Source organism: Shewanella sp. ZOR0012 (assembly GCF_000798835.1).
GTDB lineage: Bacteria > Pseudomonadota > Gammaproteobacteria > Enterobacterales > Shewanellaceae > Shewanella > Shewanella xiamenensis.
In genome coordinates this window covers 3,042,550-3,063,832 of record NZ_JTLE01000094.1, presented here as the reverse complement: position 1 = coordinate 3,063,832, position 21,283 = coordinate 3,042,550, and the positions used below count along the sequence as shown (strand labels likewise).

13 protein-coding genes are annotated in these 21,283 nt (G+C 46.2%); 6 read left to right on the top strand and 7 right to left on the bottom strand.

Going from position 1 to position 21,283, the window contains the following annotated elements; genetic code table 11:
* Positions 1 to 129: 129 nt before the first annotated feature.
* Complete coding sequence (locus L976_RS15110) at positions 130 to 2,157, top strand: S9 family peptidase (RefSeq protein ID WP_047538014.1); 2,028 nt, start codon at positions 130 to 132, stop codon at positions 2,155 to 2,157.
* A 109-nt stretch (positions 2,158 to 2,266) separates the two neighbouring features.
* On the opposite strand, the gene L976_RS15105 is transcribed toward L976_RS15110, so the two are convergent.
* The 4 genes from L976_RS15105 to L976_RS23775 form a co-directional block, all read right to left on the bottom strand.
* Positions 2,267 to 3,745, bottom strand: a complete 1,479-nt coding sequence (locus tag L976_RS15105) for a M16 family metallopeptidase (protein WP_047538011.1) — start codon at positions 3,743 to 3,745, stop codon at positions 2,267 to 2,269.
* A complete protein-coding gene (locus L976_RS15100) occupies positions 3,742 to 5,073 on the bottom strand; it encodes a M16 family metallopeptidase (protein WP_047538008.1) in 1,332 nt (443 codons plus the stop codon). Before L976_RS15100 ends, L976_RS15105 begins: the two co-directional genes overlap by 4 nt.
* Positions 5,074 to 5,209: 136 nt before the next feature.
* On the bottom strand, positions 5,210 to 6,622 hold the full coding sequence (locus L976_RS15095; protein WP_047538005.1) for an amidohydrolase: 1,413 nt from the start codon (positions 6,620 to 6,622) through the stop codon (positions 5,210 to 5,212).
* A gap of 205 nt (positions 6,623 to 6,827) precedes the next feature.
* A complete protein-coding gene (locus L976_RS23775) occupies positions 6,828 to 11,732 on the bottom strand; it encodes a S8 family serine peptidase (RefSeq protein WP_047538002.1) in 4,905 nt (1,634 codons plus the stop codon).
* Between the two features lie 281 nt (positions 11,733 to 12,013).
* On the opposite strand from L976_RS23775, the gene L976_RS15085 reads away from it, so the two are divergent.
* Together L976_RS15085 and L976_RS15080 are read left to right on the top strand one after the other, a co-directional pair.
* Positions 12,014 to 12,904, top strand: coding sequence for a LysR family transcriptional regulator (locus L976_RS15085; RefSeq protein ID WP_050991407.1), 891 nt, complete (start codon positions 12,014 to 12,016; stop codon positions 12,902 to 12,904).
* Positions 12,905 to 13,135: 231 nt separating this feature from the next.
* The gene (locus tag L976_RS15080; protein WP_156143190.1) at positions 13,136 to 14,062 is read left to right on the top strand and encodes an alpha/beta hydrolase-fold protein; all 927 of its coding nucleotides are present in this window, start codon (positions 13,136 to 13,138) and stop codon (positions 14,060 to 14,062) included.
* Positions 14,063 to 14,223: 161 nt separating this feature from the next.
* Here L976_RS15080 and L976_RS15075 read toward each other — a convergent pair whose 3' ends face one another.
* On the bottom strand, positions 14,224 to 14,790 hold the full coding sequence (locus L976_RS15075; RefSeq protein ID WP_047537999.1) for an AbiU2 domain-containing protein: 567 nt from the start codon (positions 14,788 to 14,790) through the stop codon (positions 14,224 to 14,226).
* Between the two features lie 610 nt (positions 14,791 to 15,400).
* Here L976_RS15075 and L976_RS15070 point away from each other — a divergent pair.
* Together L976_RS15070 and ftsZ are read left to right on the top strand one after the other, a co-directional pair.
* Entirely contained in the window at positions 15,401 to 16,405 is a 1,005-nt protein-coding gene (locus tag L976_RS15070) for a helix-turn-helix transcriptional regulator (RefSeq protein WP_047537995.1), read from the top strand.
* A gap of 109 nt (positions 16,406 to 16,514) precedes the next feature.
* A complete protein-coding gene (ftsZ, locus tag L976_RS15065) occupies positions 16,515 to 17,615 on the top strand; it encodes a cell division protein FtsZ (RefSeq protein WP_231570502.1) in 1,101 nt (366 codons plus the stop codon).
* On the opposite strand, the gene L976_RS15060 is transcribed toward ftsZ, so the two are convergent.
* The gene (locus L976_RS15060; protein ID WP_047537990.1) at positions 17,612 to 18,250 is read right to left on the bottom strand and encodes a class I SAM-dependent methyltransferase; all 639 of its coding nucleotides are present in this window, start codon (positions 18,248 to 18,250) and stop codon (positions 17,612 to 17,614) included. The genes ftsZ and L976_RS15060 overlap by 4 nt on opposite strands.
* Positions 18,251 to 18,316: 66 nt before the next feature.
* Positions 18,317 to 18,670 carry a hypothetical protein gene (locus L976_RS15055; RefSeq protein ID WP_037426688.1) on the bottom strand — a complete coding sequence of 118 codons (354 nt, stop codon included), beginning with the start codon at positions 18,668 to 18,670 and terminating at the stop codon, positions 18,317 to 18,319.
* 282 nt (positions 18,671 to 18,952) lie between these two features.
* Between L976_RS15055 and pdgA the strand changes: the two genes are divergently transcribed.
* Positions 18,953 to 21,070: a diguanylate cyclase PdgA gene (gene pdgA, locus L976_RS15050; RefSeq protein WP_047537986.1), complete on the top strand. Its 2,118-nt coding sequence runs from the start codon at positions 18,953 to 18,955 to the stop codon at positions 21,068 to 21,070.
* The last annotated feature ends 213 nt before the right edge of the window (positions 21,071 to 21,283 follow it).

Genomic DNA, 21,283 nt, shown 5'->3' with positions numbered 1-21,283 from the left:
GTTACAGTTACTTACATAAAAGTCACTCTTGCCACCGATAGACTCAGTTTGATTTCATGCTCAGTTTCTATACTGTGATGTTTTACGGGAAAAATAACGATAACACTCTGAATGATAAGGAGACATCTAGTGAAGAAGGCAGGCATTTTACTGCTTAGCTTACTCATGCCTTTCAGCACGGCATTTGCAGAAGCAAGCAAACCACTCTCAGTCGAATTACTTTGGCAACTCAAACGCATAGGTAGCCCAGTGGTGTCATCCACGGGCGAGCATATTATTGCGCCTGTGACTGAGTACGACCTTAAGGAAGACAAGGGTTCAACCCAACTGTGGCGCTTCGACAGTGAAGGTAAAAATAACCGTGCGATTACCGCCAAAGGCTTAAAAGTCAGCGAGCCGGTGTTTTCGCCAGATGGTAAAACCTTGGCTTTTATCAGCGAACGTAACGATGATGACGCGGGCCAAATTTACCTGTTACCTATGGATGGCCCCGGTGAAGCCAGCAAACTCACGGATATCCCCACCGGCGTCAATGGCATCAAGTGGGTTGGCAAGCATTTGTATTTTATTAGCAATATCTTTCCTGAACAGAATTGGGAGCAAATGAAAGCCCAGCTCAAGACAGATAAAGATAATAAAGTCTCCGCCCGCCAGTGGAATGCACTGCCCTATTCGCAGTTCGATCATTGGTTAGATGAGCGCCGTCAGGCCCATGTATTTAGGATCCCAGCCACAGGCGGCGCGGTTGAAGCCGTGACTCAGCCTTTAGGTCATGAATTGCCACGCTCAAGCCAAAGCAGTTCAAGCTATGATATATCTCCCGATGAGAGCTTAATCGCCTTTAGCGCCTATGGTTCTGATAATCGGGTTGATCCTAAGTTAGATTTGTTCCTCGCCACCATCGGTAGCAACAAGGCTGAAAACATCACTCCAGAAAACCCCGCGCCGGATCTCAATCCATCCTTTAGTCCTAACGGTAAAACCTTGGCCTTTACTCGCCAAAAAATTCCCGGATTTTATGCCGATACGGCAAGGCTAATGCTGCTGGATGTAAGCAGTCGCAAACTCACCACGCTCACCGCGGATTGGGATCGCTCAGTTTCTGACTTCAACTGGACACCCGACAGCAAGGGGTTCTATGCCAGCATTGATGATGCCGCTACTAACCGTATTTACCATATCGATGCCAAGAGCGGTAAGGCCAAGGCCATCACCCAAGCTACCGACTTTAGCCAACCTGCTATCGCTAAAGATGGCCAGTTGATTGCGACCAATCAAAGCTTTTTGTACCCCGCGCGTTTAGTCAGCATCAATCCTCGCAATGGTAAAACCGAGCGTTTAGAACAGTTTAACGACGATATTTTAAAGGATGTCGATTTAGGCACCTATGAGTCGGTCACCTACAAAGGTTACCAAGGCCAAGACATTCAAATGTGGGTGCACTATCCTCCCGGGTTCGACCGCAGCAAAAAGTATCCGCTGTTTATGTTAATCCACGGCGGCCCACACAATGCCATTAGCGATGGTTTCCATTACCGCTGGAATGCGCAAACCTTCGCCTCTTGGGGTTATGTAACCGCGTGGCCAAACTTCCACGGCTCTAGCGGCTTTGGACAAGAGTTTGCCGATGCTATTAACCCAGATTGGAAAAACAAATCCCTCGAAGACGTGCTCAAAGCCGCAGACTGGTTTAAGCAGCAAAGTTGGATCGATAGCGATCGTATGGTCGCCGGCGGCGCCAGCTATGGGGGCTACTTAACCTCGATTATTTTAGGCCAGCCGCATCCCTTCAAGGCGCTGCTGATCCATGCAGCGGTGTACGACATGTACGCACAAATGTCGGCCGACTTTGCCGTCCACAGCACTCGCTTTGGTAACTACTGGGATAATCCTGAGCTGTATAAAGCCATTTCGCCCCATTACTTTGCCGCCAACTTTAACACCCCAACCTTAGTCAGCCATGGTCAGCTCGATTACCGTGTGCCTGTCGGCCAAGGTTTTGAGCTATTCCGTACTCTACAAACCCGTAATGTTGAATCGCGGATGATTTATTTCCCCGATGAAAACCATTGGATTATGAAGCCTAACAACTCCATCTATTGGTATAACCAAGTGAAAGATTGGATGGCTCACTACGCTAAGCCAGGTGCGCAATAACGCCTAGAACCTAGAACCTAGAACCTAGAACCTAGAACCTAGAACAGAAAAACAAAAGGTCTGCACTATGCAGACCTTTTTATTGGGCGAAATAGACTAACGCCAGTGGTTATTGACCAAAACCCACCGCATTAATATCAACGGTTTGCACTTGGCCATACTTGGCCGCGATAGGCGCAATCTTGCTGGCGTTGCCGATCAGCACAAACTGTAAGTCCTTTTGCGGGAAGTAAGTTTTCACTAACCTTTGAGTCTCTTCTAAGGTTAAACCGTCCACTTTGGCTTGGAACTCGTTGATAAACTTATCATCGAAGCCGTACAGATACATGCCAGATAAGAGTCCTGCCAATTGGCCCGAGGTTTCGAACTTAGGCGGGAACTGACCTTTAACATAGGCCTTAGCCGAATCCAGAGTCGCTTGATCGACACCTTTCTCCCATAAACGAGCATAGGTTTTCAGGGCTAAATCAATCGCTTCTTGAGTGGTTTCTGTCTTAGTGAAGGTGCTAATGGTAAACACGCCAGAGTCGGTATAAGGACTAAAACCGGAGCGCGCGCCATAGGTTAGCCCCGCATTCACCCGCAGCTCATCGTTCAGCCAAGAGGTAAAGCGGCCACCTAAAATAGTATTCACTACCGTTAGCCCCACATAGTCTGGGTTATCACGGCTAATGCCTAAACCGCCGATAACAAAAGTGGTTTCCATTGCATCGGGCTTATCCACCAGCAGCACTTTGGCCTCAGTTAACTTAGGTAAACCTTGGTTTAAGTCGGGCTGAACGAGTTTTTCGCTGCCTTTCCACTGGCCAAAAGTCTGGGTTAGCTTGGCCTTCATCGCCGCCACATCAAAATCCCCCACCACTGTTAATGCGGTATTTGCGGGTTGATAGTAGCTTTTATGGAAGGCGCGCAACTGCGACACTGTGACTTGCTCAAGTGACTCACGATTACCCGATGAGGCATTACCGTAAGGATGAGCACCGAACACCAGTTTATCGAAGTAGCGACCAATCACGGCGCGCGGGCTTTCTTTATCCTGCTGCAAACCCGCAATGGCGCGCTGCTTAAGCTTGTCAAACTCGGCCGAATCAAAATCGGGGCTTAATAACGCGGCGCTGAATAGGCCAAGCATGACATCGGTATCTTTCGCCATAAAATCGGCGGCCAGATAACTGCCTTCTTTATCGGCTTCTGCCCCTAAGCTAGCGCCGAGAAAATCCACTTGCTGCTCAATCTCGGCCTTGGATTTACCCGCCGCACCAAGGAGTAAACCTTGGGCGGTCATTTGAGCGATACCCGCTGTGGTGTCGTTTACCGCCCCAGCACGCACGACCGCGTTTAGGGTGATCAACGGCACTTCGCGCTGTGGCATTAAATACACGGTAAGGCCGTTATCTAGCACTAACTTATCGTAACTTGGCATGGCAAAGCTGCCGGTATCGACGCGTTTGGATGCCGTGGTGGAGGCGCAGCCGGATAAGGCTAAGCTAGTGCCTAGGGCCAATGCGACCACTAACGTAGTCGGTTGCCAAGATGATTTGACAAAGGATGATTTTACCAAGGAGAGTTTCATTGCCATCGATTTCATTGAGAGTTCTCCTCGTTTGCCGCCAATACCGCGACCGTGCGATTCGATTTGCGTAAATAGGTTTGGGCAACACGTTGGATATCCGCAGGCGTTACCTTGTTATAGGCCTCTGGCGCATTAAATAACTTGTCGTAACTGCCAAAATACATTTCATAGGTGCCGATAGTGTTGGCCTTACCATTAATGGTTTCCATCGCGCGGTAAAAATCCATCAACTTGATATTTTTAACTTTATCTAGCTCTTGCTGGCTAACGCCATGGGTCGCAATGGCATCGATTTGTTCAATCAGCGCCCGCTCTAGCGTCGATGCTTTCACCTCTGGCGTAGCTACACCCATGACGTAAAAGAGATTGGGATCGACCGACATCGGCATATAGGTTTGCGCTTCTAAGGCCACTTGTTTATCTACCAGCGCTTGATATAAACGCGAGCTATTGCCTTGGCTTAAAATCGAACTTAATAAATCCAGCGCATAAAAATCTGCGTGAGTCGCTGCCGGAATATGGTAAGCCAGCATCACATTAGGCGTACTGACCGAGGCTTTTTGAACAAAGGTACGGCGCTCACCCTTTTGCTCAGGCTCCACGGTACGCACGGCCTTTGGCGGTGTTTGCGCAGGAATAGGCGCAAAGTACTTGTCGGCCAAGGCTTTTACTTGGGCAAGCTTCACATCACCCGCAATCACCACGACCGCATTGTTTGGCGCATAGTAGGTTTTATGGTATTGCACTAAATCTTCTAGGGTCCACGCGGCAATATCCGACTCATGGCCAATCACAGACCAAGAATAAGGGTGCGCTAAAAACGCTACGCCTTTAATTTCGCCTTCGAGGGTATTCCAGTTGGAGTTTTCAAGCCCAGTTGAACGCTCCGACTGCACTACGCCACGCTCGCTTTCCACCATTTCTGGATTGATATCCAAGTTGGCGATACGATCGGCCTCGAGGTCGAACATAGTTTCTAGCGCATTGGCTGGGAACCAGTCGGTGTAAACCGTCATATCCTCTGTGGTATAGGCATTGTTAGCCCCGCCCGCAGCTTCCATCGTACGGTCGAACATCTTAGGGCCATATTTTTTCGAGCCGTTAAACATCATATGCTCGAAAAAATGTGAGATACCAGTAATGCCCGGGACTTCGTTACGGGAACCGACTTTCCAAAATAGATACATGTTGGCATTGGGAATAGAAGAGTCCTCTAGCACCATGATTTTCATGCCGTTATCTAGCGTGAAACTCTTAATGTCTTCTGCCGTGGTGGCCTGAGCTTGGCTCAAGGGATTAAAGAGTCCCATCGCCAATACCAGCGCCGATAGCGTGCGCTTCATCTTGTTCGCTCCTTGCTGTAAAAATTCACATAAGAGGGCATATTGATTAACAAATCAAGGGCGAAAAGATCTTCCCGCCCAATTTTTTGTAAGCTCAAGTTATACCGAAAAGCTGACGGAATAAGGCTTAAGCGGTTTATTGCGCCTTAAGTGCCGTAAGCGCAACCTTAGTCATGGCCTCAACACCAACTTTTAACGCGCTTTCATCCACATAAAATGCTGGCGAATGGTTACTGGCCGCCGTTTCAGGATCGGTGCCCTTTGGCGTCACCCCGAGGAAGAAAAACATCCCAGGAGACTCCAAAGCATAGAAGGAAAAGTCCTCGGCACCTGTGATTAATCCCGGCTCAATCAGCATTTTATCGCCGACCACGCTGGCAAGCGCGGGGCGCATATTGGCGACTAACTCAGGATTGTTTACCACCACGGGATAACCTTGATGGATTTCGGTTGTCGCGGTGGCGCCTAAGGTTTTTGCCGATAACTCAGCGATTTCGGCCAAGCGCACCTTAATATCGGCACGCATAGGCTGATCAAAGGTGCGGATGGTGCCAATCAGCTCCACTTCATCGGGAATAATATTTGAGCGAATACCGCCATTGACTGCGCCAAAACTCACCACCGCGGGCGCTTTGGTTATATCCACTTGGCGACTGACAATGGTTTGCACATTGGTAATAATTTGCGCCGCGGCAACAATTGGGTCGACCCCATTCCAGGGGCGCGAGCCATGGGTTTGGCGACCTTTCACTTTGATCGTAAAGGAATCTTCACTCGCCATAGCTGGGCCGCTGCGCACCCCAATCATGCCGCTTGGCATACTCGAGGTCACATGCATGCCAAACACTTGGTCGGGTTTTCGCTTGGCAAATAGCCCTTGTTTTAGCATGAGTTCAGCGCCGCCCTCTTCACCATCGGGCGCACCTTCTTCAGCAGGCTGGAAGATAAACATCACATCGCCGGCAAGGCTATCCTTCACTTTCACTAAATTCTCGGCCACACCCATCAACATAGCCACATGGGTATCGTGACCGCAGGCATGCATCACCCCTACGGTTTGACCGCGATAGGTATCCGTCGCTTTGGAGGCAAAGGGCAGATCGACGACTTCGGTCACGGGCAAAGCATCCATATCCGCGCGGATCGCAATCAAGGGGCCGGGTTTACCGCCCTTTAACTTTCCGCCTTTCAAGATAGCAACAACGCCTGTATGGGCGATGCCCGTCTGTACTTCTAATCCGAGGGATTTCAGATGCTTTTCGATAATCTTGCTGGTGCGAAACTCACGATTAGATAACTCAGGATGCTGATGTAAATCGCGGCGCCAGTCGATCACCTTTTGCTCCACCCCCGCCGCCAACTTGGCCGCATCGGGCTGCGCCGCATAGGCAAAACTTACCCCTTCACCCATTAAACTCAAGGTGACGATGGAAGCCAGTAAGCTCTTGGTCAGTTTTGATGTACTCATACCGAATGAACTCGCATAAGGTGCAAAGGATGTGGCTACAGAGGATGTAGATAAAGCGTGCGATACCGAGGATACAGTCATAACGATAACCTATTGTTGTTTTTATAAGCTATCTAAACTACACCCACATCACAGAATTGTTAATAGATTTAATCGTCAGGCTTGTAACGAAGAATTATTGTGGAATAAACACATCATTTATGGCCGATGGCAATCCACACTTGGACGCATAAAAAAGGGCCTTCGTTAGAAGGCCCAAAGACAAGGTACTACTTAAAGGTGAAGTTTACTTATTAACATTCCATTTTTGACGTGATACAGCCATCAATCCAAGCATCAGGACAGCAAGCCAGCCCAAGCTACCGCCACTGCTATCTTTAGTCTCTTCCACCGGAGGCGTTGGAGGCGTAGGTGGGGTCGGCGGCGTTGGCTCAACACCATCAGAGTTCACGACTAAGTTGAAGCTCGTTTGCACCATGTCATTTTGATAAACCTTATCAAAGGCTTTCACTGTGACAGTGGTTGTACCGTGCCAATCTTTTTCGGGTGTGATGGTGACTTTGTTGCCATTAACGACTGACGTGATATGCGCGCCTGTCACTTGGATACCATTAGCGGTATTTTCTTTATCTTGCACTAGCACCTCAAAACTGATGCTGGTGTTTTCAGCAACGGACATATTGCCAAGGGCACCTATCGCCAGGTTTGAAGGTATTTTGAGGCTTCCGCTAGAGGTCACACTATTGCTGCCGGTGTAATCACTTTTAGCAATAATCTGCAGATCTTGACCTACAGCTTTAGCACCAACACGGGCTGAGAATGATACTTCAATTGCCGTCGCTTCAGGTCCAGTGTAGTTAGCACAGACCACTAAGCCTTCTGCAATTTTCTTATCCAGATCGTTAAAGGCAAAACCATCGCCAATATAACCATATGCAGGGCCAAAGGTGCCACGTGGTCCATGGTAACCATGTAAACCAATTGAACCTAAATGCGCTTTATTACCGGTTAATTTGTCATAGGCAAAAATAAACTCATGTTCACCTGGGGTAAAATTAAGCTGTGTTGAGGCTAATAGCTCAAAGCTGTAACGCGCATCGTAGTCAGGATCATGGTTAATACCAAAGGCAAACTCCTGACGCATATTGTCCCATTCAACAATCAGGTAGCGGCGGTCGTTTGTCACGGCAAGAGATACACCGTCAAAGCTTTCGCTATCCATATTATATTCTGGGATGGTCATACCATCTCCGCGCCATAATGGAGCAATCACTGTATCAGGGAAATATTGCTCTTCCATTGGGTAGTGAGCAGCCCAGAACAGTGGTAGTTGATCGAGCTGAATAAAGCCACCAGGAGAAATACTTAAGGTATCTTTGTGTGAGTATTCTTCTGGGTTGTTATACAGCGGGATACGATCAATACCAAATGCACTTAATGGCACAGTTACCGTCTCATTCACCCGACCAGCAATCGCTGTTTCAGACTGAATGCCAGCCTCGGTAAATAAATCCAAATAATAAGGATTTGAACCGATAGGAATTCGACAGCTCTCGTCGGTCTCGCTGGTGGTAAAGGTGTATTGACGTTTTTGCGCATTACTCGCTTGTTGCATCGCTTTCAGAGTAATTTGCTGCGCAGCAACAGTGAGGCCAGCTTTAAGATCTTGGTTATTGCTGTTCGCTTTTAGCGTGTCAGGCAATAATTGCAAACCTTCAGGCAGTGTTAAGGCAATATTCACATCGCGCTCTAATCCGAGTAGGTTTGGTGCCATCACCATCTTAACCTCAACAACATCGCCTTCTTTGGCCTGTTGTTGGCTGGTCGTGATGCTGACATCATCGCCCTCATGTACTAAATGCACGGCCATCTTGCCAATGCTACCTACGTTTTGCGCGCCGTTACCGACTTCAACCAAACCGTATAAGCGATCACCCGCTTTACTGCCTGTGGCAGACCAGTTCATTTGTAATTGGTAGGGATCGATACCATTGGTACTGGCAGGCCCAGTCACATTAAGTTGCTTAGTATCGGTGTCGGAGATAATCGCAAGACTCGCTTTAATGTTGTCTTTGGTATCAATTTCGTCTCCCCATGGGCGCTTAAAGTTGCCTAACATCACCCAATAACGACCAGGCGTTGGATCATTAATCGCGCAATAGTCGGTAACATCGGTATAAGAGTAACAAATCGCCTCGTCATACCATTCCACTTTGCCGTTATTATTGAGATCCATACCAATATCTAACGACGTCGATGCCGATTTATCAGCTGATACCTCTTCCCACACAATGCGGCGAGTCCCTTCTGGCACATCAAAGAACTGCAATGCAACCCCAGGGCTATTGGCCAAGGTTTCTGGATCGCGGAACTTCACATAGGCAGCGCTAAGCTTGTGCTCAGTGACTTTACCAGCCGTTAAGCCGCTCACTTTGACATTAAGCTCGCTGATTTCTTTGGTCATTAACTCAGGTGTCAGCATGGTGCCGGTATCGCGGTGGATTTTACCCGAGACAATTTCTGGCAAGCTAGAGCCGGTAAAACGTGCCATGACGGGTAAGTATTGAGCTGGCAAACTGGCATCCGTTGGTTTCAGGTCAATTTTACCAAACACTTCGTTTGAGGAAGAGTTAGCGTTGACTGAGGTCACATCGAGGATTTTCGCCGTCACCATAATACTTTGCTGCTCACCCGCTTTTAACTTAATCGTTTGCGGATAAACACTTAGCTCAAGGAAAGGCGCGCCTTCTGTGGTGATTTCGGTCGCACTCACGTTCCACTCACCGTCAGTCGTAGCAGTAAAGGTACGCATCCAAGTGCAGCTACTTTTACATTCCGCATTGACTAAATAAGGCACGTTTAACGCGGTCACATCGCCACCTTCCATCGGGTTGGCAGCGCGATAATTATCACCGTTTTCATCCATCACCAGACCCGCTTTTACGGCTCTGGCAACGTTAATCACCCCGCTACCCATATCGTAGAAAGTCGCATCCACTAATTTTGGCGGATTCTCGTAGGTTGGGGCTTTACCTAACACGGCGGTGGTCATCAGTGCTGACTGGATCATCGCAGGCGTCCACTGTGGGTGCGCTTGGGTTAATAACGCTAAAGCGCCCGCCACATGTGGACCTGCCATAGAAGTACCACTAATGGCTTCATAATCACTCGGTGAGGGATACAAGCTAAAAGGCATTTCGTCAGAATAAGCAGCAAACACGTCCACCCCGGGGGCTGACACGTTTGGCACCATTACATTGGGGTTAGTGCTACTTGGACCACGGGAGGAGAAGTCAGCTAACACATCGGCTTCGCGCTCAGTGGTGATAATCTTACCCGCAGTGATGGTGACTTTAGGCTCTGTGGTGTTGGCAATCCATTCAACAAGCTGATTGCCTGATGCCGCGTCGATGTGCATTCCAGGGATAGGGAAAGGGTTTAAATTTAGGCTATTCGCGCCAGTACCATCGTCCCAAGATACGGCGTTATATAAAATAATCCCACCTGCACCGCCCGCAGCAACGTTAACACCTTTCTGTACGCGAGCATTTTCACCGCGCTTACATAACACGATATCATCGCTATTGAATGTGCCAGCAGGGAAAGGAGCCAAGCACAGTGGATCACTATAGGTTGCGGCATCAACTAAACGGCCAGTGATATCTCCCGTTACGGCATAACCTGCCATTTTATTAGGTGCGTTTTCACCTGCAAAAGTGAGCGAGCCTTCAACAGGTTCAATTTGGCGACCATGGGTACTGGCGGCAACGGATGTTAACCAAGGTGAGACATGGTCGATATAGCCTGGGCCATAGCGCCCCCAGTTACCCGCCGAAGCGGCAACAGAGATCCCCGATTCACGCGCAGCTAAAAACGCCATTTCAACGGCATCGTACCAAGGCAGACTTTCAAGTCCACCGATAGAGAAGTTAATCACATCGACGCCGTCGATAATGGCATCTTCAATAGCAGCGACTAATGCATCGCCAGGACAACCACCGTAGTTTTCGCCATACGAACCACCACCGGGATAACACACTTGGTAGGCAATAATGTTGGCTCTTGGGGCAACGCCTGAAATTTCGGGAAAGACTAAAGAGGTATCAAAACCATCTGATTTTTCATCCGTTCCACTCAGTTTAAAGGGCACATTGTAGAGCACGTTACCCGCAACGGTACTGGCAGTATGTGAACCATGGCCGTTGTAATCTTCACCATTGGGTGGGCGTTTATAATCCACTTCCCACGGTGGCAGATCGGGTTGGAAAATCGGATCTTTATAGGTATCGGTAATCATATCGTAGGAACGAACACCGATAAGCTTACTGTTACACATCAAAGGATATTCTTGGCAGTCGCCCAGATAATTGCCTTCGCCTAATGGGTTGACGTGCTTATAACCGTCTGCCGAAACTGCGGCAAAAGACGGGTGATCTGAGTTAATCCCAGTGTCGATAATACCGGCAATAATGCCCTCACCACGCATCGCAACGCTGTCGGGAGTGCTCGTGCCCTGCCAAATCATATCAGCGCCAATATGCTTAGGGCCGACATCGGTGAATAATTGATATTCCTTCGCCCGAGTCACCGCTTTAACATTGGGCAGCTTAGCTACTTCAGCGGCTTGCTCCTGAGTTAACACCATGGTCATACCGTTTAGTGCCACATTAAAGCGACGCTTTATTTCAGCATCTGGTGCAACACGCTTGATTTGGCTAGCGGTTTCATTCTGAGAGCGCGTTAAAAAAGCTTGGTAGTTTTTAACGGTTTTGCTCTTTAAATCGATTGTCCCAAAACGCTCATTAGAACGTATTGCGGGCTGATTGCTACGAGGCGATGTGGCGGCAAACTCAGGTCTATCACCCTGATAAAGTGAAACAGGAGCATCCATTAATTGAATAATATAGGTATGCGTTCCATCAATGTCCTTTTCCCATGCAAATGGCGCCTTATTGCTACTCCCATTTACAGCGCGATGGACGTTCATACCAATTTGACCCGGTCTATTAGCGCGATTCAAAGCCGGATGGGTTGGTTTATTTTTATTGGCTAATATTTGTTCGGGTGCCAGCTTGATACCAATAAGTTTTTGCTCGGCTTGGTTCCTATCTAAAGGATTGGCAACTAACGTCCCTATTCCGGTCGCATATAGCGCCGCAAAGGTCATTATGCTGATCTTCTTCAATTTCATTACTCATTCCTTGTTAGATTTATGCTGCAAATTTGTTATTTGCAGAATGAATAGTTACCGTCAGCAATACTTTAAAGCCAATGCATTTTACGTATCAGTTGATGACAAAAAACTATACGAGAACAGCGCCAAATAATTAAAAAAATCAAAACAAACACTTACTCATAATTGTTAATTATTCATATGAAGATAAAGATACAAATTGTCACCAACGTCTACTTGTCGATACTGAGCCACAAGGGTATGTTGCACACATGTTGTAATTACTTGACAAATAACTTGTGATTGAGTTTAAGCATCTTAAAAATTTCCAGATTTTAGCCAAAGAACGTAATTTTCAAAAAGCTGCCCAAAAATTAAATCTTGCTCAACCTTCATTAAGCCGAAGCATTCAACGACTCGAACATATACTCGGTACAGAGCTGTTGCTGAGGGGAAATCAATCAACTTCTTTAACCCCTGCTGGGGAGCTCGTTCTCAGCCATAGTCAGCATATTTTGCAAAACGTCGAAGCCCTTCGAAAAGAATTACACTATATGCAGGGTAAGAGCAGTGGCTATTTATCAATAGGTGCAAGCCCTGTACCGGCAAATACCATTCTAGGGCCGATTCTCGGACGTTTTTTTGAGCAATACCCAGACATTCATATCGATCTCGAAGTTGGTACCTGGCAACAACAACTGGAAAAATTGCTACGCGGAGAACTCACACTATTAATTACTGATGTTGAAGGTGAGATTATTGGCCACGAAAGCTCGATACAATCCTTTAATTTACCTTCTTTTGAAGCGGTTTTTTGTACCAGAGCTGGACATCCGTTGACGTATTTAGATCGCTTAACCCTAGAAGATATTCGTAAATATCCACTCGCCATACCCAAAAACTTACCTTATGGCGTCAGTGAACAATTTGGCGATCTGTTTAATAAATATCGCAATGACTTTTCGGGATTATTACATTACGATTCTTTCCCACCGATAAAAGGCGCCCTATTACACTCTCAAATTGTCGCATTAACACCACAAATCACCTTATTTGATGATGATATTAAGCATGCGGTACGAGTAATAACCCCCATCGATATGCCTAAACTAAACGTATTTTTTAGTGTGGTAATGCTTAAAAACCAAATCAGTGCTCCCGCAAAACGCCTTTTAAGTTTGCTACTTTAAGTGATGTTTGGATTTACTACGGAAGATATAGCGCCACTGACATTAAAATGAGCATTAAAAACGAGATAACACTCGATTAAGCTATAGATAATTTTTAGCCATTCATTCTGTCAAATATAGATTATTCACCTTGGCCTTTCTCATGCTGCCTGATTGCAATCGTATTTAAACTTTTAAGCAAGATTAAATACGCTAAGCTGATCTCAATCACCATCACACTAAAAAACCAATATGATGAGATTACTCGGCATTTTATTTATACTGTTAAGCTCAAGTTTCAATGTATATGCGCAATTACCGCAAGTAAGCGCTGGCAGCATTGAGCGACTCACCAGTTACCCTTCGGCATTTGTCCCTCCTCGAAATATCGATATTTGGTTACCCGCGGATTACGATAAACAGCAACGTTATGCAGTGCTATATATGCATGATGGTCAAATGCTATTTGATGCGACAACAAGTTGGAACAAACAGGAGTGGCAAATTGATGAGGTGGCAGCGAGACTCATCAAAGCAGGAAAAACTCAACCTTTTATCGTGGTTGGAATCGATAACGCTGGCGTAAATCGCCACAGCGAGTACTTTCCACAGCAACCCTTTGAAAATCTGTCCCAAGCACAACAAACTGCACTCTATCAATTACAACGCACTAAAAACCAAGCGCTATTTAGCCAGCAGGTATATTCAGATCGCTATCTAAAATTTCTAGTGACAGAACTTAAGCCCTATATCGATAGCCATTACTCTGTTTATACAGATGCCGCCCATACCTTTGTTATGGGATCGAGTATGGGCGGATTAATTTCACTGTATGCGATCAGCGAATATCCTCATATTTTCGGTGGTGCGGCTTGCCTATCAACTCACTGGCCAGGTACGTTTGAGCAGCAAAACAACCCTATTCCGCCTGCATTTTTTAACTATATGCAGCAAAAACTCCCCGATCCTTCGACACATAAACTCTACTTTGACCATGGAACGGCCACTTTAGATGCCTGGTATCCACCATTACAAGCTCAAGCAGATAAGATCATTAAAGCGAAAGGCTATACAAGTCAGAATTGGCAAAGCTTAACATTCGAAGGTGCCGAACATAGTGAACACGCTTGGGCGGCGAGGCTAGATATCCCACTTATCTTTTTGCTCGCTTTAAAATAGCAATGCCCTCTTCAATTATTAAGAGGGCTAATCGCCAGACTTCAGGGTGGGCAAGCTTTGGGACAAAAGCGTGACAGTCCCTTTGCTCTAACTCGTCTGTTTAGGATTAAATTTCTAAGGCTTAACACCTAATTCAGGTGCGCCGTAGGCGTTACCTGGAGTTACTTGTTATATGCGTGTTTAAGTTTATGAATGAATGCTGCACCATTTTTATCGAATGGTAAAGTTACAAGAGGGTCTATTGCAGCATTGACATTGGAAACACCTGATTTGTACTTGATGAGATAAAATAAGTTACCAATATAACTTATCAAAGCTTCAACATCAGGAGCTTCAATTTTTATACTGATTGATTCCCCACGATACGCAAGCGATGCGTCATTGTGAGATAAAACCTTATTACGATATTTTTTAAGATTCGAGTTTTTATAAAATTCCTTGATGTACTCGAATTCTTCTTTTATTTCAGAGTCATCTTGTAAATGATATTTTTCAATAAAATAAGCTAAAGAAAGATTCTTATCCTTGCCAATTCTGGCAGGATCTAACAAACGAGCGATCTTTGAAAAAATGCTAGTAATTAATACTTTCTGATAATTTCCAAATATCAAGGGATTGAAGTCATTTAAGACTTCTACTGAATCGTCTTCAGTAAACAATTGAGTGTAAATGGTAAAGTCATTTGAAAGATCAAATAACAAGTCCTCGAACTTTCGAATTGCTTCCATGTTTACTCCAAAGCATATAACATTTTATTCGTGCACATGCGTGTTTACCTTGTTAGACCAGTGAAAACGCGCACGGTTAACTATCTGTATGCAAAGAACTTATCAGCTTTTTGCCAAATACACCATCTGGAAAAACGCGCATGCGCGTTTTCCAAACCTATTAACTAAAACTAAGCCTCTATAGTCAATTGATTTTATAGCATTTTATTTATTGTGCATGGAATTAGTGCGCACTGTTCCAAACTTTAAATCATACAAAAATACCTAAATTTAAATATGACTGTATACCCATACATTGTTAGTCGATTTCTGGTAAGGCCAAACATAGGCAAATAGATAAGAATTTGTATGGCAGCAGGAGTGGGAATTTTCGGTTGAGCTAACGAGCCGATACACGGAATGGGGCAAAACTGCGTTAGCTAACTGTCAATGCCAAATAGCAAAGTTTGGCGGGTAAACAAAGTTAAACGATTCAGCTTCACAGCTTTTAACTCTCCATCACTTTTAAACATCATTTATAGGCGAAAGCTCAATAGCTACGACAGCTTTTGTCGCTGCTATTGATTAATATACGGATATTCGAGCCTAAGCCTATAACTTATCAATTTACATGCAGCCTAATTTTCAGCGTCAAGTGACCTTACTCAGCTTAATCCCGCGTGCTCCGCGCAAAATTTCGGTGAATGAATTAGTCGAGAGACTAGCAAACCGCACGCAAGATATCAGTAAGCGTTCAGTGCAGCGAGACCTCAAGGCGATGTATGAAATGGGCACCTTTGGCTTGCGCCTCGATGACAGAAACAAGCCCTATGGTTGGTCAATTGAATCTTGCTGGCGTGGCCTTAATCTGGAGTTAATGGATCAACATATGGCGCTGGCATTAACCACCTTAAAGCGAAGTGCCAGCCAGTTGATGCCGCCACAAAGCTTGCAACAACTGCAACCCTATTTCGAGCGGGCCGACCAAGTGCTGGCTAGCGATCCTGAGAATCCTTGGCTTTATTGGGCTTGCCGAGTTGCACAGCTCCCAGAGCCTTATCCCTTTATCCTGCCGCAGCACGAACCTAAATCCCTAGAGGTAATACAACAGGCGATTTTGGATAAAAAGCAAATTAGCTGCGATATAAAAAAACGGATCAATGGCAAAATGCATTGGCTGCATTACAACCCAATCAATCCACAGGGAATTTTAATCCGTGACGGTGTAGCACTGCTCGCCTTTACGATTGGCAGTTTTGATAAACGCCGCCATCATAAACCAATAGGTTTACTGCGTGATGCACAGTTACTCTCAACTCCTGCGGTGGCGAGTACAGATTTCGATATTAATAAAACCGCCCAAGGTCTAAGTGGTGAAAAAATTCACCTCGAATTACTGTTCGCCGATCGGGCAAGTTTTATCATGCGTGAAGCTAAATTTAGTGAAAACCAAACCATGCAATTACGTGAGGATGGCCGCTTTTATGTAACGGCTGAGGTCAATGACACCCCAAAACTTCGCGCGGCGCTGTGGGAAATGGCCGACACCGTTGAGGTATTAGCCCCAGCAAAACTGCGGGAGCATTTTGCAGCCTTAAGCCAAAAAATGTATGCCAAATATCTTTCTGCGGTTTAAGTGTTTGATGCGACAAGTCTAGTCGCTACTCAAGGTTAGCCTTAAGACATAATAGCTAACCGTGAGAATCACCATGTTTGAACTTATCAGTGAAGGATCCGCGAGCACTATGCCCAGATTAACCGTGTTGGGTGTAGGAGGCTGCGGCTGCAATACCATTAATCAACTCAGCCACGCCAATCTGCCGCCAAGCGTCGAACTCGTCTCGGTCAATACCGACGCGCAAGCCATGGCGGCCACCAGCAGCCACGCCCGCATTCAAATTGGCCCGCAAACCACCAGAGGCTTAGGCGCTGGCGCTAAACCCGATGTCGGTTGTGCGGCTGCGATTGAATCGGCCCAAGAGTTAAGTCAGCAAATGCAGCACGCGGATATTGTATTTCTGACTGCGGGTTTAGGTGGCGGAACGGGCACTGGTGCACTTCCTCAGGTCGCAAGGCTTGCCCGAGAGCTATCGAAACCCGTCATCGCCGTCGTCACTACGCCCTTTACTTTTGAGGGTCAACATAGAGCGGCCAATGCCGAGGTGGGATTGCAAGAATTACTGGAGAGTGCCAATGCCGTTATCGTACTCCCCAATGACAAGCTGGCCGAGGTGCTCGGGGCCAAAGTCACCTTGCTCAATGCCTTTAAGGAGAGCAATAAAATTTTGCAAGATGTACTGCTTGGCCTTGCCAATACCATCAGCCAAGCAGGGCTCATCAATATTGATTTAAATGATTTTATTTCCGTCATTAGTCGCCAAGGCCGCGCCGCTATGGGGGTGAGCGGCCTTGAGGCGGATGACGATCTGGTCTCGGCCGTTAAACGCGCTATGCAACATCCCCTGCTCGATAATATCCAGCTAAATCAAGCGCAAGCTGCGATTGTCAGTGTGGTAGCCAAAGACACCATCGAACTCAGTCAATACAACCAAATCGGCGCGACAGTGCATGAGCAATTACCCAAAGATGCCTTAGTGATTATTGGGTTAACCATCAATCCTGAACTCGAGTCAGAGCTCGAAATCATGGTGATTGCAACGGGAATTGGATTAGAGCAGACAGCAAAACCAGACCCGGCACAGATTGTTGATGATAGCTACATCAATGTGCATGATTTTATTAAACGTCCAGCCCTACCCATACCCGAACCAGCACAATCGAAGTTTGATTTAGATAAGTTGCAAATCCCAACTTATCTGCGGCAGCAAAAGCCTCCGACGCATTAGTGGGCTTGATGCAAAAACACCACGTCTTTATCTATCACTTCGAGCCGCCAACCATAATGCTCGGCAAGCCACTGAAAAGTGACTTCGGAGTAAAAGTTAATATGAGTGGGATCATTTTTATAATGCCAAGTGCTAAATGCCGTGGGATTAAGCACTCGCTTGGTCATCACGGCTAAAATGCCCTTGGGTTTGAGCATCCCCTTTAACTGAGTCAGCAAAGCATCGGCATCACTCACATGCTCAATAACTTCGGTCAGGATAATAAAATCGTATTGCCGAGTCAGTAACTCGGGGTGGTTAGCGTAATAAAGATCGTAGTTCTCGACCCGATAACCCCGCGCTTTGGCCATCAGACTTAAGACTTTGCCTTCACCACAACCAAAATCGAGCCCTAACGCCGATGGAGTAAAGCGGGTCAACAAAGGGGCGAGGGTTCTATCTAAAAACTGCTGATAACCGAGATCCTGTGGGTGATTTTCGTGCTTGTCATATTCGGCTTTTTCGGCTTCAGAGCTTAGATAAAACTCGGCGGGGACACTCACCAAAGCACAGCGCTGGCATTGTTGGTAACAACGACGTTTATCTTGATGATAAGCCACTAAATCGGTGCTATGGCACAGCGGACAGGTATTCAACAGCAGTTCCTAAAAAGTCGTAAGGCAAACGGCAGAGATTGCCTTTAAATAGATCGCGATTAACAGCTAAGGTTTAGGGATTTTACGCTCTTTGGCCGCCGCTTCCTTGGCTTCTTGCAGATATTTTTGCTCACGGCTTTCCCTTTCATCAAATTGCTTTTGCGCCTTGAGCTTTTGTTGCACTTCCCAATCCTGCGGATTGGTTTGCTGTTTTATTGTTTCTTCCCGTGCAGAGGTTGTTTTGGCTGCTTGGCGCGCCTTTTCAAGTTGCAGTTGTTCAATCCGCTCAGAGTCGATACGCGCCTTATCAGCCCTTTGCTCCAAGGTTAACCGAGGTTTGGGTTGTTCAGCAGCATGCGCCGCGGGCAACACTGCGGCGAGACACATACCTAAAACGATAGTTTTGACTAGTCTTTGCATCCTACACCTTCTCTAGAATCCTTAATTAACAAATGGCCAGGCTAAACTGAGCCTGCATGGCAAAACATAGCATAAAACATTATTTTGCCGTGATGAGTTAGCATGATTTTCGCTGAAGTAAATCAAATGAACCTATCTTAAACTGTTATTTTTTAATTTATATTTGAGCAAAACATCGATTCGGTTTATTTTTAACCCCATATGAATGATGTACGATTTGATATAAACAAAAACTAAGGGAAAGGATGTGACCTTAATCTGTGTCACCGAGGGAGTATCCTAATGATTCGATGGCAGCACTTGCTAAATAAACTCACAACAGATGATCCGCTGTTGCAAGAGAAAATCTCTATTTGGCGAGCCCATCCCCATAAAACACCCCTCGCGCTGATCCAAGGCTTTAGTTTTATTAGCGCAAACAGTGCCACCTTAGACTACTTTGGTACTGAATATGACACCTTTGTCAATGCCACACCTTATGATTTTTCCCCTAGAATTCAATCATCTGGGCGTAACAGTGTTGAATTTGCGCGGGAGATGATCCTTGAAGCCGTCTCGGGGGTTAATGTCGAATTCAGTTGGCTCCACCTTAATCATCAAGGGAATGAACTGCCCACCCGAGTAAACCTCTATCGTTGTTATTTACAGCAACAACCTGTTGTACTGGTCGAGTTACAAGCATTAAACCGTAGAACTCAAGTCAGGCCAGCGATTGCCGATGGTTTTGCCCATATCCCGAAAGAAATCCTCTCGACGACCTTGGAAGAAAGTGCCGAGGCCGTTTATATCACCGACACCGACAATAAGGTATTGGCGGTCAATAAGGCGATGTGTCGTATTTGTGGCTATAGCGCGGAACAATTAATCAATAAAACGCCCGATTTTTTAGAAGCCAACCCGCTTAATCTCAGTGAACAAAGCGAGTGTTTGCAAGCCTTAAAACAGCGCGGGTTTTGGCAGGGTGAAGCCTTAAAACAACGCTCAGATGGCAGCACGTTTCCCGCATGGCAGAGTAGTCGGCGCATCGCTGCGGATGGCATTCAATATCATGTGAATATCTTTAGTGATATCAGCACCAAAAAGCTGCTCGAAACGCAACTTACCACCCGCGCCATGTATGATACGTTAACGGGGTTACCAAATCGTTTTCATCTTAAACAGATACTTAATGGCGCACTTGAGAAATTAAAAGACGATCCTCTCGCCCTCGGCGCACTGATGTTTTTAGACCTCAACGGCTTTAAAAATATCAATGACAGCTTTGGCCATTCAATGGGCGATAGAGTATTACAACTCGTTGCCGCCCGTTTAGAAGCGGGTTGTATCGAAAAAGCGGATATTGCCCGTATGGGTGGGGATGAATTTACCTTAGTGCTACAAGATTGTAGTTGTAAGGAAGAAATCCAAGAGTTCGCAGAGCAAATTTTAAGTTTATTCGACAGTCCGTTCGAAATCGAAGGGCAAAAGTTTTTCCTCGGTACCAGTATTGGTATCGCGCTGTTTCCTACACACGGTGATCAGGCTGGCCAACTGATTAGTTTGGCCGACACCGCCATGTATTGCGCAAAGAAGAACCAGCCTCATTTAGTGTTTTATGATAAAGCGATGAGCCAAGCCGCTGAGCTTAAGTTAAAACTCATCAATAATCTCAGGCATGCCCACAGTTTAAAGCAGTTTAAACTCGCCTATCAGGCCATTGTGGATTTGCACACCAACACCCCTATTGGAGCTGAGGCACTACTGCGCTGGCAAAAGTCTCCCAGCGAGCATTATGAGGCAGCTGAGTTTGTGCCTTTATTGGAGGAAACGGGGCTCATTGTCAGCATAGGACAATGGGTACTCGAACAAGCCTGCAAGCAAGCATCACTATGGCGCGCACAATATCAGCCCGATTTTAAGATTTCGGTTAACGTCTCTCCGTTGCAATTAGAGCATGTAGACTTTGTCGGCCAAGTCGTCAGTGCGCTGGAAATGGTCGCCCTACCCGCTGAAGCCTTAATTTTAGAAATCACCGAATCTGCACTGCTACGCCAACCAGAACAGGCTCGCTATACGCTAGAACGTATTAAAGCCTTAGGTGTAGGCATTGCCATTGATGACTTTGGTACTGGCCTTTCTTCTTTAAGCCGCTTAGGTACCTTGCCCATTGATAGTGTCAAGATTGATGCTGAGTTTGTTCTACGTTTGAATGATGTATCAGGCCAAAAACTCTGCCATGCCATTGTGCAATTAGCACAGGCGCTCAACATTCACTTTGTGGCGGAAGGCATTGAGACACAACAACAAAAAGACATTATTACCCATATGGGACAAGGCTTTGCCCAAGGCTTTTTATTTGGTTATCCAAGTTATGTTGAGCAGTTTACTCAGTCCTATTTAGCCGAGAAATACATTGCTTAAATAGAGACGATTAAAGGCGCTTAAACACAGTGACTGATTGTTTATTAAGATAATATAGATTGGCTATCGATAGGCTCGATAGCCCTGCCAGCACACCATAAAATATGGAATCACTCCCCTGCAAAGCAATTGGCTGGCAAAGCTATCTCATCATTTGCTGTGCAAATGAATCGTCACTATTAAACCTTGTTTTACGTTACGTTAGCGTGATCT

What these genes read in the sequence shown, in the direction of transcription:
- L976_RS15105 (WP_047538011.1), bottom strand. Translation starts at nt 3,745, where the DNA reads ATGAAATCGATGGCAATGAAACTCTCCTTGGTAAAATCATCCTTTGTC.
- L976_RS15100 (WP_047538008.1), bottom strand. Translation starts at nt 5,073, where the DNA reads ATGAAGCGCACGCTATCGGCGCTGGTATTGGCGATGGGACTCTTTAAT.
- L976_RS15095 (WP_047538005.1), bottom strand. Translation starts at nt 6,622, where the DNA reads ATGACTGTATCCTCGGTATCGCACGCTTTATCTACATCCTCTGTAGCC.
- L976_RS23775 (WP_047538002.1), bottom strand. Translation starts at nt 11,732, where the DNA reads ATGAAATTGAAGAAGATCAGCATAATGACCTTTGCGGCGCTATATGCG.
- L976_RS15080 (WP_156143190.1), top strand. Translation starts at nt 13,136, where the DNA reads ATGATGAGATTACTCGGCATTTTATTTATACTGTTAAGCTCAAGTTTC.
- L976_RS15075 (WP_047537999.1), bottom strand. Translation starts at nt 14,790, where the DNA reads ATGGAAGCAATTCGAAAGTTCGAGGACTTGTTATTTGATCTTTCAAAT.
- L976_RS15070 (WP_047537995.1), top strand. Translation starts at nt 15,401, where the DNA reads ATGCAGCCTAATTTTCAGCGTCAAGTGACCTTACTCAGCTTAATCCCG.
- ftsZ (WP_231570502.1), top strand. Translation starts at nt 16,515, where the DNA reads ATGCCCAGATTAACCGTGTTGGGTGTAGGAGGCTGCGGCTGCAATACC.
- L976_RS15055 (WP_037426688.1), bottom strand. Translation starts at nt 18,670, where the DNA reads ATGCAAAGACTAGTCAAAACTATCGTTTTAGGTATGTGTCTCGCCGCA.
- pdgA (WP_047537986.1), top strand. Translation starts at nt 18,953, where the DNA reads ATGATTCGATGGCAGCACTTGCTAAATAAACTCACAACAGATGATCCG.